This window comes from Blastococcus sp. SYSU DS0619 (genome assembly GCF_054051035.1).
Genome location: NZ_JBJHAM010000002.1, coordinates 119,921 through 136,060, shown reverse-complemented (window position 1 = coordinate 136,060; position 16,140 = coordinate 119,921). Strand labels below are relative to the sequence as shown.

At 73.9% G+C, this 16,140-nt stretch carries 11 protein-coding genes and 1 tRNA gene; all 12 read left to right on the top strand.

What is annotated here, in order from left to right; all coding sequences use genetic code 11:
• Positions 1-231 precede the first annotated feature (231 nt).
• Positions 232-307, top strand: a tRNA-Gln gene (locus ACI79T_RS03195).
• Between the two features lie 30 nt (positions 308-337).
• The gene (gene glmU, locus ACI79T_RS03190; RefSeq protein WP_456608602.1) at positions 338-1,849 is read left to right on the top strand and encodes a bifunctional UDP-N-acetylglucosamine diphosphorylase/glucosamine-1-phosphate N-acetyltransferase GlmU; all 1,512 of its coding nucleotides are present in this window, start codon (positions 338-340) and stop codon (positions 1,847-1,849) included.
• Between the two features lie 13 nt (positions 1,850-1,862).
• Positions 1,863-2,843 carry a ribose-phosphate diphosphokinase gene (locus ACI79T_RS03185; RefSeq protein ID WP_456608601.1) on the top strand — a complete coding sequence of 327 codons (981 nt, stop codon included), beginning with the start codon at positions 1,863-1,865 and terminating at the stop codon, positions 2,841-2,843.
• 47 nt (positions 2,844-2,890) lie between these two features.
• Positions 2,891-3,931, top strand: a complete 1,041-nt coding sequence (cysC, locus tag ACI79T_RS03180; RefSeq protein ID WP_456608600.1) for an adenylyl-sulfate kinase — start codon at positions 2,891-2,893, stop codon at positions 3,929-3,931.
• A gap of 168 nt (positions 3,932-4,099) precedes the next feature.
• Entirely contained in the window at positions 4,100-4,813 is a 714-nt protein-coding gene (locus tag ACI79T_RS03175) for a 50S ribosomal protein L25/general stress protein Ctc (RefSeq protein ID WP_456608599.1), read from the top strand.
• An 89-nt stretch (positions 4,814-4,902) separates the two neighbouring features.
• A complete protein-coding gene (gene pth / locus ACI79T_RS03170; RefSeq protein WP_456608598.1) occupies positions 4,903-5,469 on the top strand; it encodes an aminoacyl-tRNA hydrolase in 567 nt (188 codons plus the stop codon).
• 331 nt (positions 5,470-5,800) lie between these two features.
• Positions 5,801-7,168 carry a sugar transferase gene (locus ACI79T_RS03165; RefSeq protein WP_456608597.1) on the top strand — a complete coding sequence of 456 codons (1,368 nt, stop codon included), beginning with the start codon at positions 5,801-5,803 and terminating at the stop codon, positions 7,166-7,168.
• Between the two features lie 153 nt (positions 7,169-7,321).
• The gene (locus ACI79T_RS03160; RefSeq protein ID WP_456608596.1) at positions 7,322-8,563 is read left to right on the top strand and encodes a DUF1972 domain-containing protein; all 1,242 of its coding nucleotides are present in this window, start codon (positions 7,322-7,324) and stop codon (positions 8,561-8,563) included.
• On the top strand, positions 8,560-9,324 hold the full coding sequence (locus ACI79T_RS03155; protein ID WP_456608595.1) for a CDP-alcohol phosphatidyltransferase family protein: 765 nt from the start codon (positions 8,560-8,562) through the stop codon (positions 9,322-9,324). The genes ACI79T_RS03160 and ACI79T_RS03155 overlap by 4 nt, the downstream gene beginning before the upstream one ends.
• Positions 9,321-10,001 (top strand): hypothetical protein, encoded by a 681-nt coding sequence (locus tag ACI79T_RS03150; protein WP_456608594.1) that lies wholly within the window; start codon positions 9,321-9,323, stop codon positions 9,999-10,001. The genes ACI79T_RS03155 and ACI79T_RS03150 overlap by 4 nt, the downstream gene beginning before the upstream one ends.
• Positions 10,002-10,018: 17 nt before the next feature.
• Positions 10,019-11,227, top strand: coding sequence for an acyltransferase family protein (locus tag ACI79T_RS03145; RefSeq protein ID WP_456608593.1), 1,209 nt, complete (start codon positions 10,019-10,021; stop codon positions 11,225-11,227).
• 326 nt (positions 11,228-11,553) lie between these two features.
• A complete protein-coding gene (locus ACI79T_RS03140) occupies positions 11,554-16,044 on the top strand; it encodes a PKD domain-containing protein (protein ID WP_456608592.1) in 4,491 nt (1,496 codons plus the stop codon).
• Positions 16,045-16,140: the final 96 nt, after the last annotated feature.

Genomic DNA, 16,140 nt, shown 5'->3' with positions numbered 1-16,140 from the left:
GCCGGGTACGAGCAGGAGCGGACAAGAGGCCTCCGGGGCGACCGAGGGGGGATACGGCCGGCGCGTGTCTGGCCCGGCTCCGTGGCCGTAACCTACGGCACCGTAGGGAGGGCGGCGACCCGAGCGGGGGACGGCGGCCCTCCGGGCAGGTGCCCGCTCCCGCCCCGTGGCCCTAGGCTCGCTCCGGGCGCCGGTGCACCGGCGCCCCCGGGCCGGCAGCGGCACCGGGTGTGGGGGATGGGGTAATCGGCAGCCCGCCGGCCTTTGGTGCCGTGCAGTCTCGGTTCGAGTCCGAGTCCCCCAGCCAGACGTCCGTCGTCGCCGACCGAGGAGATCCGTGACCCACGTGCAGCCCGCCGCCAGCCCCGCACCCGCTCCGTCCGTGGCCGCCGTCGTGGTCCTGGCCGCCGGGCAGGGCACGCGCATGCGCTCGTCGCGCCCCAAGGTGCTGCACGAACTCGGGGGCCGCAGCATGCTCGGCCACGTGCTCGCGGCGGCCGCGCCGCTGGGCGCCGGCACGACCGTCGTGGTCGTGGGCTCCGGTCGCGACCAGGTGGAGCAGCACCTGGCGCAGATCGCGCCCGCCGCGCTGCCCGTCCTCCAGGAGGAGCAGCTCGGCTCGGGCCACGCCGCCGCCGTCGCGCTGGCCGCCGTCCCCGACCTCGAGGGTGCCGTCCTCATCGTCAACGGGGACTCCCCGCTGCTGACCACCGGGACGCTCGAGGCGCTCGTGGCGGCGCACGACGCGGCCGGCAGCGTCTTCACGGTGCTGACCGCCGAGGTCGAGGAACCGACCGGGCTGGGCCGCATCGTCCGGGACGAGCGCGGCGCGCCGCAGGCCATCGTCGAGGAGCGCGACGCCACGGCGGAGCAGCGGGCGATCCGCGAGGTCAACGCCGGCGTCTACGTCGCGAACGCCGGAACGCTCCGGAGGGTCCTGGCCGGCCTGGGCACCGGGAACGCCCAGGGCGAGCAGTACCTGACCGACGCGCTTGCCCCGCTGGTCGCCGGCGGGGCGCCCACCGCCGCCGTGCGCGCCGACGACCCGGACGACGTCCTCGGCTGCAACGACCGCCGGGAGCTCGCCGCCCGCCGCCGGACGCTCAACGACCGGGTGCTCGACCAGCTGATGCGCAGCGGGGTCACCGTCGTCGACCCGGCGACCACGTGGGTCGACGTCACCGCGACGGTGGGCCGGGACGCCGTCCTGGAGCCCGGCACCCACCTCCGGGGGGTGACCTCCGTGGGTGACGCTGCCCACGTGGGGCCGGACACCACGCTGGAGGACACCGAGGTGGGGGAGGGGGCCTCCGTCGTCCGGTCGCACTGCCTCGGGGCGGTCATCGGACCGGACTCCACCGTCGGCCCGTTCAGCTACCTGCGCCCGGGCACGCGGCTGGCGGGCGACGCCAAGGTCGGCGCCTTCGTCGAGACGAAGAACGTGCAGGTGGGCGAGGGGGCGAAGATCCCGCACCTGTCCTACGTGGGTGACGCGACGATCGGCCGCGGCACCAACATCGGGGCGGCCACGGTGTTCGTCAACTACGACGGTGTGGCCAAGCACCGGACGACCATCGGCGACCACGTGCGGGTCGGCTCCGACACCATGCTCGTGGCGCCGGTCACGGTGGGGGACGGCGCCTACACCGCCGCCGGGTCGGTCATCACCTCCGACGTCCCGCCGGGGGCCATGGCCGTCGCTCGGGCACCCCAGCGGAATGTGGCAGGCTGGGTGCGTCGCCGACGGTCCGGTTCGCCCGCTGCGGAGGCCGCGGCAGCGGCCGAGAACCGGACCGAGGCACCCCGGGAGGACCGGTCCGAGTCCTCCCGTGCGGACTCCGACAGCTAGGGACAGCGAGCCGATGAGTGCCATCCGGCAGACGACGAACAAGAGCATGATGCTCTTCTCCGGTCGGGCCTACCCGGCGCTGGCCGACGAGATCGCCGGTCACCTGGGCGTCACGCCCACCCCGACGGCCGCCTACGAGTTCGCCAACGGCGAGCTGTTCGTGCGTTTCGAGGAGTCGGTGCGCGGCTGCGACGCCTTCGTGGTGCAGAGCCACACCGCGCCGATCAACACCTGGCTCATGGAGCAGCTGATCATGGTCGACGCGCTCAAGCGCGCCTCGGCCAAGCGGATCACCGTCGTCGCGCCGTTCTTCCCCTACGCCCGGCAGGACAAGAAGCACCGCGGCCGGGAGCCCATCTCCGCCCGGCTGGTCGCCGACATGTTCAAGACCGCGGGCGCCGACCGGCTGATGACCGTCGACCTGCACACCGCCCAGATCCAGGGCTTCTTCGACGGCCCGGTCGACCACCTCTTCGCCCTCGACCTGCTGGTACGGCACGTCTGCGACCGCTGGGGTGACCGCGACATCACCGTCGTCTCGCCCGACTCGGGCCGGGTCCGGGTCTCCGAGCGCTGGAGCGACAAGCTCGGCGGCACCCCGCTGGCCTTCATCCACAAGACCCGCGACCCCATGGTCGCCAACGAGGTCGTCGCCAACCGCGTGGTCGGCGACGTCGAGGGCCGGGTCTGCATCCTGGTCGACGACATGATCGACACCGGCGGGACGATCGTGAAGGCCGCCGAGACGCTCTTCGACGCCGGCGCCGCGGACGTGATCGTCACCGCCACGCACGGGGTCCTGTCGGGCGCCGCGGTGGAGCGGCTGTCCAACAGCAAGGTCAGCGAGGTCATCGTGACCAACACGCTGCCGATCGAGCCGGAGCGCCAGTTCGACAAGCTCACCGTCCTGTCGATCGCCCCGCTGCTGGCGCGCGCGATCAAGGAGGTCTTCGAGGACGGGTCGGTCACCAGCCTGTTCGACGGGGCCAGCTGAGCCGCTGACCCACCGGGGGCGCCGGGTGCGCACGGTGCCCTGGGAGGATGGCCGGCGTGCCAGCCCGCTCCCGACTCAGTGACGCCCAGGTCGCGGCCGTGGCCCGCTACGCCTTCGGCCTGGGCGCCGCCGTGCCCGACCTGCCGCCGGGCGACGCCTTCGAGGACGCCCAGGGCGTGCCGGTGGCCGTCCGCGAGGGCGACGCGCTCGCGGTGGCCGCGATCCCGCGCTGGCGCTCGCCCGACGCCGTCGCGCGGTGGCTGACCGAGCGCGGGTGGTCGGCGCCGGCGGCCTGGATCGGCCGGCCCCCCGCCGACGCGGCGGAGCTCCCCGGGCGCGTGCTGGCCCTGCTGCCGGTGGCCGGGACCCCGGCGGACTCCGCCGCGGTCTCCGCCGGCGCCGCCGCCTGGGCCGGCGTCCGTGCGACCGGGCGCGAGGTCGAGCTGGTGCTCGTGCCGGTGACCGCCGCCTCCCCGGAGGTGGCCTGGGCCGACCTGGCCGCGCGGTACGGCGCGACGCTGCTGGGTGAGCGGGTCGACCCGGAGCCGGCCCGGACGGGTGGCACGGTGCTGTTCTTCACCGGGCTTTCCGGGGCGGGGAAGTCGACGATCGCCGGGCGGGTGGTCGAGCTGCTGCTCGAGGCCGGCTCCACGGTCACGCTGCTCGACGGCGACGAGGTCCGCCACCACCTGTCGGCAGGGCTCGGCTTCTCGCAGCAGGACCGCGACACCAACGTGCGGCGGATCGGCTGGGTGGCCGCGCAGATCGCCAAGCACGGCGGGATCGCCGTCTGCGCGCCGATCGCCCCGTACGCCTCGGTGCGGGCCGACGTCCGGCGCGAGGTGGTGGCCCAGGCCGGGCGGGACAGCTTCGTGCTGGTGCACGTCGCCACCCCGCTGGCCGAGTGCGAGGCCCGGGACCGCAAGGGGCTCTACGCGAAGGCGCGCCGCGGGGAGATCCCGGCCTTCACCGGGATCAGCGACCCCTACGAGGTGCCCACCGACGCCGAGATCACCGTCGACACCACGGGCAAGGACGTCGAGGCGTGCGCCCGCCTGGTGCTCGACGCGGTCGTGCGCGCCCGCTGACCGTCCCCTGCGCCGGCTCCCGGCGCGCTGGGGTAACCTGGCTCCCGTTGCCCGGCGAGGGAGACGGTCCGTCCGTACTCCGTGATCGACGTGCGCGTGCCCCGTGGGGTGTGCTGCGCCCGGTCGCCGGGCCGCAGACCGATCCACCCTTCTGAGGAGCACACCACCGTGGCCGACTTCCGCCTCGACGCCGAGACCCGCACCGAGTTCGGCAAGGGCAGTGCCCGCCGCACCCGCCGCGCCGGCCGCATCCCGGCCGTTCTCTACGGGCACGGCCAGGACGTCGTCCACCTGTCCCTGCCGGCCCGCGAGTTCGCCGCGGCGCTGCGCAACGGCGGCGGCAACGTCCTGCTGACCATCGTCCTGGACGGCAAGGACCAGCTGGCGCTGACCAAGGCCGTGCAGCGCGACCCGCTGACCCGCCAGCACGAGCACGTCGACCTGCTGCTCGTCCGTCGCGGCGAGAAGACCACCGTCGACGTGCCGATCATCATCGTGGGCACCCCCGCGCCCGACGCGATCCCGAACCACCAGCTCAACACCGTCTCCATCGAGGCCGACGCGACCCGCCTGCCGGAGAGCATCGAGGTCGACGTCACCGGCCGCGACGCCGGGCAGAACATCGCCGCCGGCGACCTGGTCCTGCCGGCCGGCTCGACGCTGATCACCGACCCCGAGGCCCTGGTCATCGGCTTCCTCGGCGCGCCCACCGCCGAGGCCCTCGAGGCGGAGCTCGCCGAGCTGGAGGCCGAGGCCGGCATCGAGCGCGAGGACTCCGACGAGGCCGCCGAGGGTGCCGGCGAGGGCGACGTCGTGCCCGAGCCGCTCGACCAGGGCAGCGGCGAGTCGATGGACGCCGCCGAGAACAGCACGAACGACTGAGGCATCCGCTGACCGAGAGCACGGCCCGCAGGGGCGCCGGCACCGCCGGCGCCCCTGCGGCGTCCCCGGTACCCGAGGGGCCGTTCCTCGTGGTGGGGCTGGGCAACCCCGGCCCGGCCTACGCCGGCAACCGGCACAACGTCGGCGCGATGGTCGTCGACGAACTGGCCCGGCGCGCCGGGATCCGGCTCGCCCCGGGCAAGGGTGCCCGTGCCCGCGCGGTCTCCGGTGAGGGACGGCTCGCCGGACGGCGGGTCGTGCTGGCGGTGCCCTCGACCTACATGAACGAGTCCGGCAGCCCGGTCCGCGGCCTGCTGGACTACCACAAGCTGCCCCCCGAACAGCTGGTCGTCGTCCACGACGAGCTCGACATCCCCTTCTCCGCCGTGCGGCTCAAGCGCGGCGGCGGGGAGGGCGGGCACAACGGCCTGCGGTCGATCACCCGCTCCACCGGCACGAAGGAGTACCTGCGCGTCCGGGTCGGCATCGGCCGCCCACCCGGCCGGCAGGACCCCGCCGACTTCGTCCTCAAGGACTTCTCCAGCACCGAGCGCAAGGAGCTCGACCTGCTGCTCGTCGAGGCCGCCGACGCCGCGGAGGCGCTCCTCGCCGGCGGGCTCGAGGCCGCGCAGAACCAGGTCCACCCCCGGAGCTGAACGCACCCCTCCGTCGCTCGCGGGGACGCAGGCCACCCGGCCCGATCGGGTGAAGCGACGGCCCCCGCGTTGACCCGCCCATCACGCTCTGTGAGTGTTGACCGCAATCAACATTCGCACGGAGGCCGAACGGCTGGTCAGGTGTACGCCTCCGGAAGCGGAGTGCGCCCGTGACTACGGTGCGTGAGATCGTTCGGGGGGACGAATGCTTCTGGAACGCCATCAGGCGAGCACTGGGGCCGACATCCTGTCCGGTCCCTCCGGTGGGTCCACCGCCGCGGCCCGGTCGCTCGCCCGCCGCCCGGCGCCGGCCTGGGCGCGGTCCTACAGCGTGGCCCTGATCGCGGCGGAGACCGCGCTCGCTGGCGTCGCCGGTGCCGCCGTCCTCCTGCCCCGCGCGGACGAGCTCACCCTCGGGACCCCGCTGCTGTGGGCGGCAGTGACCCTCCTGGCCGCCTGGCCGGTCCTGCTCGGCGCCACCGGCGCGTACTCCGAGCGGGTGTACGGCACCGGCAGCGACGAGTACCGGCGGGTGGGCCGGGCCGGGTTCCTGCTCCTCGCCACCGCCAGCTTCATCTCCTACGTCACGGCGCTGGAGCTCAGCCGGGCCCTGGTCCTGGTCGCGATCCCCGTGCTGGCCGCCGCCACCCTGCTCGTGCGGTACCTGGCGCGCACCCGGCTGCGCCGGCTGCGCGCGGCCGGGCGCTGCACCAAGAAGGTCGTGGTGGTGGGGCGTGGCGGAGCGGTTCTCGAGCTGGTGACCCGGCTGCAGCGCGAGCGGTACGCCGGGCTGGACGTGGTGGCCGTCGCGGTGACCCCGGCCGATCGCGTCCGTGTGGCCCACCAGGCCGGCGTGCCGGTCGGTGGCCTCGACGACGTCCTCGCCCTCGCCTCGGCGCACGACGCCGACACCATCGCGGTCACCTCGGCCAGCGAGACCGCGGCGCAGTACCTGCGGCAGCTCTCCTGGCAGCTGGAGGGCACCGGGATCGAACTCCTGGTGGCCCCGGGCCTGATCGAGGTGGCCGGCCCCCGGCTGCACATCCGCCCCTTCGAGGGGCTCCCGCTCCTGTCCGTCGAGCAGCCCTGCTTCGAGGGGTGGCGGCGGGTGGTCAAGGGCGGCATGGACCGCGCGGTCGCCGCGCTGGCGCTGCTGCTGCTGTCCCCGGTGCTGCTGGTGCTGGCCGGCGCCGTGGGGCTGACCAGCCGCGGGCCGGTGCTCTTCCGGCAGGAGCGCGTCGGCCTCGGCGGGAAGTCGTTCACGATGCTGAAGTTCCGCAGCATGGTGGTCGACGCCGACCGGCAGCTGGAGAAGCTGCGCGGGGACAACATCTCCGACGGTCTGCTGTTCAAGATGCGCACCGACCCGCGCGTCACGCCGGTGGGCAGGCTGCTGCGCCGGCTCTCGCTGGACGAGCTGCCCCAGTTGCTGAACGTGCTCGGTGGCTCCATGTCGCTGGTGGGACCGCGGCCCCCGCTGCCCGACGAGGTCGCGCGCTACGACACCTCGGTCCGGCGCCGGCTCCTGGTCAAGCCCGGGCTCACCGGGCTGTGGCAGATCTCCGGGCGCAGCGACCTCTCGTGGGAGGAGTCCGTCCGGCTCGATCTCCGGTACGTGGAGAACTGGTCGCTGGCGCTGGACATCCTGATCCTCTGGAAGACCGGGCGGGCGGTGCTCTCCCGCTCCGGGGCCTACTGACCCCCTCGTCCGGGCGTCACTCGCACGGGTCACGCGCTCCCGCCGAACGGCGTCGTCAGCCGTCTCCTCGCCGAAACTGCTGGTGAGAGAGGTGTCGAAGCGGATCCACCAGCTCGGTGGAGCCGCACGCGCCGGGACACGGACGGAGGGACCATGCGGATCGCCATGGTCGGTACGCGCGGCGTACCCGCTCGGTACGGCGGTTTCGAGACCGCCGTCGAGGAGGTCGGCCGTCGGCTGGCCGACCGCGGGCACCAGGTGGTGGTGTACTGCCGGACCACCTCCGGCCAGGTCGAGCGGCCGGCGCGGCACCTGGGCATGGAGCTGGTCCACCTCCCTGCGGCACGCACGCGGGCCCTGGAGACGCTGAGCCACTCGGCGCTGTCGGTGGCCCACCTGGTGGCGCACCGGACCGATGCGGCGTTCGTGTTCAACGCCGCCAACGCGCCGTTGCTGCCGGCACTGCGCGCGTTCCGCATCCCGGTCGCCACGCACGTCGACGGGCTGGAGTGGAAGCGGGCCAAGTGGGGCCCGGTCGGGCAGCGCTACTACCGGGCCGCGGAGGCGCTGGCCGTCCGGTGGTCCGACGCGCTCATCGCCGACGCGCAGGGCATCGCCGACTACTACCGGACGGAGTTCGGGGCGCCGACCTCCCTGCTCACCTACGGCGCGCCACTGGTCCGGCCCGGCGGCGACCGCCTCGCCGACCTGGGGCTCGAGCCCGGCGGGTACCACCTGGTGGTCGCCCGCTTCGAGCCGGAGAACCACGTCGACCTGATCGTCGACGGCTACCGGCGCAGCGGGGCCCGCAAGCCGCTCGTCGTGGTCGGCTCCGCCCCCTACGCCGACGGCTACACCAGGCGCGTGCACGACCTGGCCGACGACCGGGTGCGCTTCCTCGGCGGTGTCTGGGACCAGGAGCAGCTCGACCAGCTGTACGCCTGCTCCTTCACCTACCTGCACGGGCACTCCGTCGGCGGCACCAACCCCTCGCTGCTGCGCGCCCTCGGCGCCGGCGCGGCGGTGCTCGCCTTCGACGTCGACTTCAACCGGGAGGTCGCCGGGGACGCGGGCCGCTACTTCACGGACGCGGCGGACGTCGCCCGGCTGGTCGACGCGGCCGAGAACGCCCCGGGGAGGGTGCGCGCGGCCGGCCGCCGCGCCAGGGAGCTGGCGCGCCGGTACGACTGGGACGACGTGGCATCCGGGTACGAGCAGCTGGCGGGCCGGCTGGCCGCCCACGACGTGCCGGGGCGCCGGCCCAGTGGCCGCCGGTCCGGGACGTGGTCGCCGCACGACCGTCAGGCGTCCCGCCCGGCCACGGCGCCCGGCGTCGTCATCCCCCTGCCGGCGCCCGCTCCGGAGTCGGTGCAGCTACGGGCCGGGCAGCAGTGACCGCGACCGTCGGCCACCGTCCGGACGGGACGCCGCCCGAGGCGCTGCGGGTGATCCTGCAGCGGCTGTCCACGGCGCAGAAGGGCGCCGTCGGCGCACCGGCCTACTCCCGCTTCGTCAACCGCCCGTTCGGCCGGCTGCTCGCCGCGCTCGCCCACCGGGTGGGGCTCACGCCGAACTCCGTCACCGCGATCAGCGCCGTCTTCACGTTCGCCGGGATCGCACTGCTGGCCCTGGCCGCACCGTCCTGGCCGGTCGGCCTCGCCGTGTCCGCGTGCCTCGTGGTGGGCTACGCCCTCGACTCCGCGGACGGGCAGGTGGCCCGGCTGCGCGGCGGCGGGTCGCCGGCGGGGGAGTGGCTGGACCACATGGTCGATGCCGTGAAGATCGCCAGCCTGCACCTGGCGCTCCTCGTGGGCCTCCACCGCTCCGGGACGTTCGACGGCGACGCGGTCCTGCTGCTGCCGCTGGGCTTCTCCGTGGTCTCCGTGGTCCTGTTCTTCGCCACGCTGCTCAACGAGGCGCTGCGCGCCCAGCACGGCGCGACCACCCGGGCGACGCGCACGGACGACCGGCCGTCGGTGCTCCGCTCGCTGCTCGTGGTGCCCACCGACTACGGGCTGCTCTGCCTGGTGTTCCTCCTGCTCGGCGCGCCGTCGGTCTTCCTCGCCGCCTACGGCGTGCTGTTCCTCGCCACGGCCGGCTACCTGGCCCTGGCGTGCCGCAAGTGGTTCGGAGAGATGGGAAGGCTGGCGGCATGACGACCGAGAACCCGACGCCGGGGCGCACGCGCCGTACGTGGCTCGCGCTGCTCGCCGTGGCGGTGGCGTTGGCGGTCGTCGCCGCGCTGGTCGCCGTGCTGGGGCCGGCGGACGCGGACGACCGCGATCGCGCAGCGGCGGAGAGCACGTCGACGCCGGCGGCGACGTCGTCCACCCCGGCGTCCCCGGCGACGACATCGGCCCCGGCGACGCCGGCGCAGACGCCGCAGACCGTTTCGCCGCCTCCGGCGACCGCCGGTCAGGTCGAGGGCGCCCCGCCGTCGCTCGAGGCGGTCGGCCTGGAGGACGCGGTCGATGCCGGGCAGGGGATCATCGCCGAGCTGTCGTCCGTCTCGGCGATCCAGGCCTCCGGGACCGGCCCCGGCAACATCGCCGGACCGGCCCTCGCCGTGACCGTCCGCATCACCAACGGCACCGGCGCGCCGGTGCAGCTGGCCGACGTGGAGGTGGCGCTCACCTACACCGCGGAGGAGGTGGCCGCGTCGCCGGTCGAGGACGACGCCGCCTCGTGGTTGCAGGGCACCCTGGCCGGCGGCGGCTCCGCCGAGGGCAGCTACGTGTTCTCCGTCCCCGCGGACCAGCGCGAGGTCGTGACCGTGACCGTCGGACTCGTGGCCGGTGCTCCGCTGCTGGTCTTCACCGGCGCGGTGGCCTGAACCGGGGGGCCAGGACGATGACGACGGCGACGGACCCGGCAGGGCTCGTGCACCGCTCCGGGACCCTGGCCGCGGAGTTCGACAACCGGCACAACGGGCTGAGCACGATCCGGCTGGTCTTCGCCACCACCGTCATCTTCTGGCACAGCTTCCCGCTGACCGGGACGGAGATCGGCTACGAACCCCTGCGCCAGGTCGTCGGGAGCTTCCGGGCCGACGGGTTCTTCGCCATCAGCGGCTTCCTCATCCTGGCCAGCTGGGAGCGTCGACCGGACGTCCGCGGCTACGTCAGGGCGCGACTGCTGCGCATCATGCCGGCGTACTGGTTCAGCCTGCTGGTGGTGGCGTTCGTCATCGCACCGCTGGCCCTGCTGGCGTCGGGGCAGCGCGTGGCCGCGCTGTTCGAGGGCCCCCGCAGCAGCTGGTCGTACGTGCTGGCCAACCTGGACACCCGGATCGGCTTCTTCGACATCGCCGGCACTCCGGTGGGGGTGCCCTACCCGGGTGCGTGGAACGGATCGGTGTGGACCCTGCAGTGGGAGATGGCCGCCTACGCCGGGCTGCTCCTCCTGGCGGTCCTGGGGCTCACCCGGCACCGCTGGTTCCTGCTGGCGCTCACGGGTGCGTCCTGGATCCTGCTCCTGCTCTGCGCGCTGGACGTGGTGGACCCCGGTGGCTACCGGCTCGGCGGCCTGCGGTTCGCCCTCATGTTCCTCACCGGCGCCTGCCTCTACGCCTTCGCCCATCGGGTGCCCGTGCGCGGCTGGCTGGCCGGGCTGTCCGTGGTGGCCATCGCCGCCGGGGGGTTCCTCTCCGACTACCGCCTGATCGCGGCCCCGGCCCTGGCCTACCTGGTCTTCTGGATCGGCAGCCGGCTGCGCCATCCCCGCTGGGACCGCCGCACCGACCTGTCCTTCGGCCTGTTCCTGTTCGGCTTCCCGGTGCAGCAGCTGCTGCTGACCCTCGGCTGGGACTCCCCGCACCCGCTCCTCTTCTTCGTGGTGTCGGTGCTGGCCACCCTCCCGCTCGCGTTCGTCTCCTGGTTCGCCGTGGAGCGACCGGCGATGAACTGGAAGCGCCGGCTGGACCGACGGGCGGCCGACCGCGCCGCCGTTGCCGGCGGCCCCCGGTCGTGGACCCGGCGTCGCGGCGTCGCCGCCGTGCCGGCAGGCGGCAGGCCCACCCCGGCCGTGCAGGCCGACGGGATGTCGGTCCCCACCTCCTGATCGGGCCGCCGGTGTCCCCGGTGCCGAGAGGCGCCCCGTGCCCGGGCACTGTGCGCCGAGGGCGCGTTCCCCGGCCGGGAGCGCGCCCTTCGTGCGCATCGCTGCCACCCCGTCCGCGCACGGACGCATCATCAGCTCACACTGCGTGACATCCGCGTCGTTCACGCACAGTTGTGACAGTGGGCAGTTGCTCGCTCACGTAGAGGAGAAGTTCCTGCTGGAAGCCCATCCGATCGGGTGCTGTCGCTCCGTCCGCTGCTCGGGTTTCATTACTTTCTGTGTTCGCCGACCCGGTCCGGGGGCGAGCGGGGGAACGAGATGGGGACATGGACACACAGAGCGTGATGACGGGTCGTCGCCTGACGGCGGGCCTGATGGGACTACTGCTGATCGCGTTGTCGCTCGGGGTGCTGGCGCCCGGCGCCGCCCGGGCGGACACCGCACCGGCCGACCCCGCGAGCGCGACGACGCCGGTCACGGTCAGTGCCGATCCGCTGCCGACGGTCCAGATCGACGGGGTCGCCTGGTCGCAGGTCGTGGTGGGGAACACCGTGTACGTGGCCGGCAAGTTCGGCTTCGCCCGTCCGGCGGGAGCCGCAGCCGGGACCCAGGAGACGGTCCGGAACAACCTGCTCGCCTACGACATCCGCACCGGCGCCCTCATCACCTCGTTCGCGCCCGACCTCAACGGCCAGGCGCTCGTCGTCACCGCCTCGCCGGACGGGTCGCGCATCTACGTGGGCGGTGACTTCACCAGCGCCAACGGACAGCCCCGTTACCGGATCGCCGCGTACAGCACCGTGACCGGCCAGCTGGTGCCGGACTTCAAGCCGATCATGGGCTCGCAGGTGCGCGCCATCGTCGCCACCGGGGACACCGTCTACCTGGGGGGTGGCTTCAAGTCGGTCAACGGCGAGGCGCGTAGTCGGCTGGCCGCGGTGAGTGCGTCCGACGGCAGCCTCCGGAGCTGGGCACCCGTCGCGGGCGCCGGCAAGAACTACGACGGCAGCACGGCGATCAACTTCTCGGTGATGGCCATGGTGCTCACCGACAACGCGAGCAAGGTCGTGGTCGGCGGCCGGTTCGGCACGCTGAACGGCCAGGCGGCCTCCGGCATCGGCGCGCTCGACGCCGTCACCGGAGCGACCCTGCCCTTCGCGGTGAGCACGCTGGTGACCAACCAGGGTGACCACTCCGCCATCTACAGCCTCTCCACCGACGGCGCCCAGGTCTACGCGACCGGGTACGACTACTCGGGGCCGGGCAACCTCGAGGGCGCGCTGGCCGCCGACGCCTCCACCGGCGAGCTGGTGTGGATGGCCGACTGCCACGGCGACAGCTACTCGAGCGCTCCCATCGGCGGCGCCCTCTACGTCGCCGGCCACCCGCACGTGTGCAGCAACATCGGCGGGTTCCCCGAGGCCAGCCCCCGGCTGTCCCAGTACGCGCTGGCGTACAGCACGGCGCCCAGCAGCGCCACGGTCGGCACCGCCACCATCCGCAACCGGAACTTCACCGGCAAGCCCGCGCCGGCGATCGCCGCCTGGTGGCCGACCTTCCTGTCCGGCCAGGTCACCGGCCAGGGGCAGGCCGGCTGGTCGGTCGCCGGCAACAGCGAGTACGTCGTCTTCGCCGGGGAGTTCCCCGGTGTGAACAACAAGGCGCAGGCCGGCCTGGTCCGGTTCGCGGTCTCCGCGCTCGCGCCGAACGAGGTCGGCCCGGACAGCAGCTCCGCGCTGACCCCGGCACTGGCCTCGGTCGCCAAGGGGGCGGTGCGGGTCAGCTGGTCGACCACCACCGACCGCGACAACGCGAACCTCGTCTACGAGGTCTACCGCAGTGACCGGCCCACGACGCCGGTCTACCGGGTGACGGCCGCGTCGACCTACCGGCTGGCCGCGAGCCGCCTGAGCTACGTGGACACGGGGCTGACCCCGGGCGCCGAGTACACCTACCGGATCCGGGTCTCCGACCCGTTCGGCAACGCGCTCACCAGTGCTGCGGCCACGGTGACCGCTGCCGCCACGGGCAGCTCGGCCGACGGCGCGTACGCCACGACCGTGCGGGCCGACGGTGCGGTGGACCACTGGCGGCTCGGCGAGTCGGGCGGAACGACCGGCTACGACCTCGGGTCCGCGGCGCTGGACCTGACCACCGGCAGCGGTGTCAGCCGGGGGAAGACCGGAGCACTCGCCGGTGACTCCGACACCGCCTACGAGTTCAGCGGGAACTCCGCCGGACTGGCCAGCACCCGGACCGCGATCGCGGGCCCGCAGACCTTCACCATCGAGACGTTCGTCCGCACGACGACGCGCAGCGGCGGGAAGCTCGTCGGCTTCGGCAACGCGAGCACCGGCACCTCGGGCAGCTACGACCGGCACCTGTACCTCGATCGGTCCGGGTACCTCTACTTCGGCGTCTACCCCGGTGCGGAGCGCACGGTGCGGACCCCGAACCGGATCAACGACGGGCAGTGGCACCAGGTCGTGGCCACCCTCTCCTCGGAGGGCATGAAGCTCTACGTCGACGGCACGCTGGTCTCGTCGCGGACGGACACGACCTCGGCCCAGGTCTACAACGGTTTCTGGCGGCTCGGTGGTGACACCACCTGGGGCAGCAACGGCACGTGGTTCAGCGGCCAGCTGGACGAGACCGCCATCTACCCGACCGCGCTCACCGCGGAGCAGGTGGCCAACCACTACACCGCGGCGCGCACCGGCACGGCGGCGAACATCGCCCCTGCGGCTGCCTTCGAGAGCGCGGCCACCGACCTGGAGCTGGTCGTGGACGGGGCATCCTCGACGGACGCCGACGGCACGGTCGCGGGCTGGGCGTGGGACTTCGGTGACGGGTCCACCGGCACCGGCACGACGGCGTCGCACACCTATGCCGCGGCGGGCACCTACGCGGTGACGCTGACGGTGACCGACGACCAGGGCGCGACGAGCTCGGTCACCCGCCAGGTGACGGTCACGGAGCCGGCCCCGAACGTGGTGCCGACGGCGGAGTTCACGGTGTCGGCGGATGCGCTCTCGGTGGCCGTCGACGGCTCGGCCTCGGCCGACTCCGACGGTGCGGTGCAGGAGTGGGCGTGGGACTTCGGGGACGGCTCGACCGGCACCGGGGTGACGGCGTCGCACACCTACGCCGCGGCGGGCACCTACGAGGTGGTGCTGACGGTGACCGACGACGACGGTGCGACGGCCACGACGACGCAGACGGTCGGGGTGACCACCGCGCTGGCGGTGGACGGCTTCGGTCGTGAGGTGTCCGGTGGCTGGGGTCAGGCCGACACCGGTGGTGCGTGGGCGGTCAGCGGTGGGGCGGCGAACTTCGCGGTCACCGGTGGCACGGGGCAGTGGACGGTGGCGCCGGGCAAGAGCGTCGGGGCTCGGCTGCCGGTGTCCGCGCAGGACGTCGTGGTCGAGGTGGACCTGGCGCTGCAGGAGGCGCCGACCGGTGGTGGCTCGTTCGTGAGCGTGGCTGCACGGCGGATCGGCACCAGTGACTACCGGGCGAAGCTGTGGGTGTCCTCGCGGGGAACGGCCCAGCTGTCGATCGTGCGGGTGCTCTCGGGTGCGGAGACGGTGCTGCAGACGGTGACGCTGCCGGAGGGCTACACCGCTGGTGAGGTGCTGCGGGTCCGGCTGGAGGCGGTGGGTTCGGGGACGACGACGCTGCGCGCCAAGGCGTGGGAGGTCACCGGCACGGAGCCGGCCGACTGGCAGCTGAGCGTCACCGACGGCACCGCGGAGCTGCAGGCCGCCGGCGGGGTCTACCTGCACAGCTACATCTCGGGGTCGGCGACCACTGCCCAGGTCGCCCGCTTCGACCGCTTGTACGCCGGTGCTCCGGGGACGGCCCCCGCCCCGCAGCCGGAGCCGGAGCCGGACAACGTGGTGCCGACGGCGGAGTTCACGGTGTCGGCGGATGCGCTCTCGGTGGCCGTCGACGGCTCGGCCTCGGCCGACTCCGACGGTGCGGTGCAGGCGTGGGCGTGGGACTTCGGGGACGGCTCGACCGGCACCGGGGTGACGGCGTCGCACACCTACGCCGCGGCGGGCACCTACGAGGTGGCGCTGACGGTGACCGACGACGACGGTGCGACGGCCACGACGACCCGGTCGGTGACCGTGACCGCGCCGGTCGTCCCCGACGAGCCGACCGAGCCCACCGACCCGGACCAGCCGGCGCCGCTGGCGGTGGACGGCTTCGGTCGTGAGGTGTCCGGTGGCTGGGGTCAGGCCGACACCGGTGGTGCGTGGGCGGTCAGCGGTGGGGCGGCGAACTTCGCGGTCACCGGTGGCACGGGGCAGTGGACGGTGGCGCCGGGCAAGAGCGTCGGGGCTCGGCTGCCGGTGTCCGCGCAGGACGTCGTGGTCGAGGTGGACCTGGCGCTGCAGGAGGCGCCGACCGGTGGTGGCTCGTTCGTGAGCGTGGCTGCACGGCGGATCGGCACCAGTGACTACCGGGCGAAGCTGTGGGTGTCCTCGCGGGGAACGGCCCAGCTGTCGATCGTGCGGGTGCTCTCGGGTGCGGAGACGGTGCTGCAGACGGTGACGCTGCCGGAGGGCTACACCGCTGGTGAGGTGCTGCGGGTCCGGCTGGAGGCGGTGGGTTCGGGGACGACGACGCTGCGCGCCAAGGCGTGGGAGGTCACCGGCACGGAGCCGGCCGACTGGCAGCTGAGCGTCACCGACGGCACCGCGGAGCTGCAGGCCGCCGGCGGGGTCTACCTGCACAGCTACATCTCGGGGTCGGCGACCACTGCCCAGGTCGCCCGCTTCGACCAGCTGGCGGTCCGCCCGGTCGGCTGAGGGACGTCGCGAGACACCGGAGGGGAGAGCGTCCTGAGCTCTCCCCTCCGGTGTTTCATCACGAGGAGGGATGCCTCCCGCCGGCCGGCTGGGCTG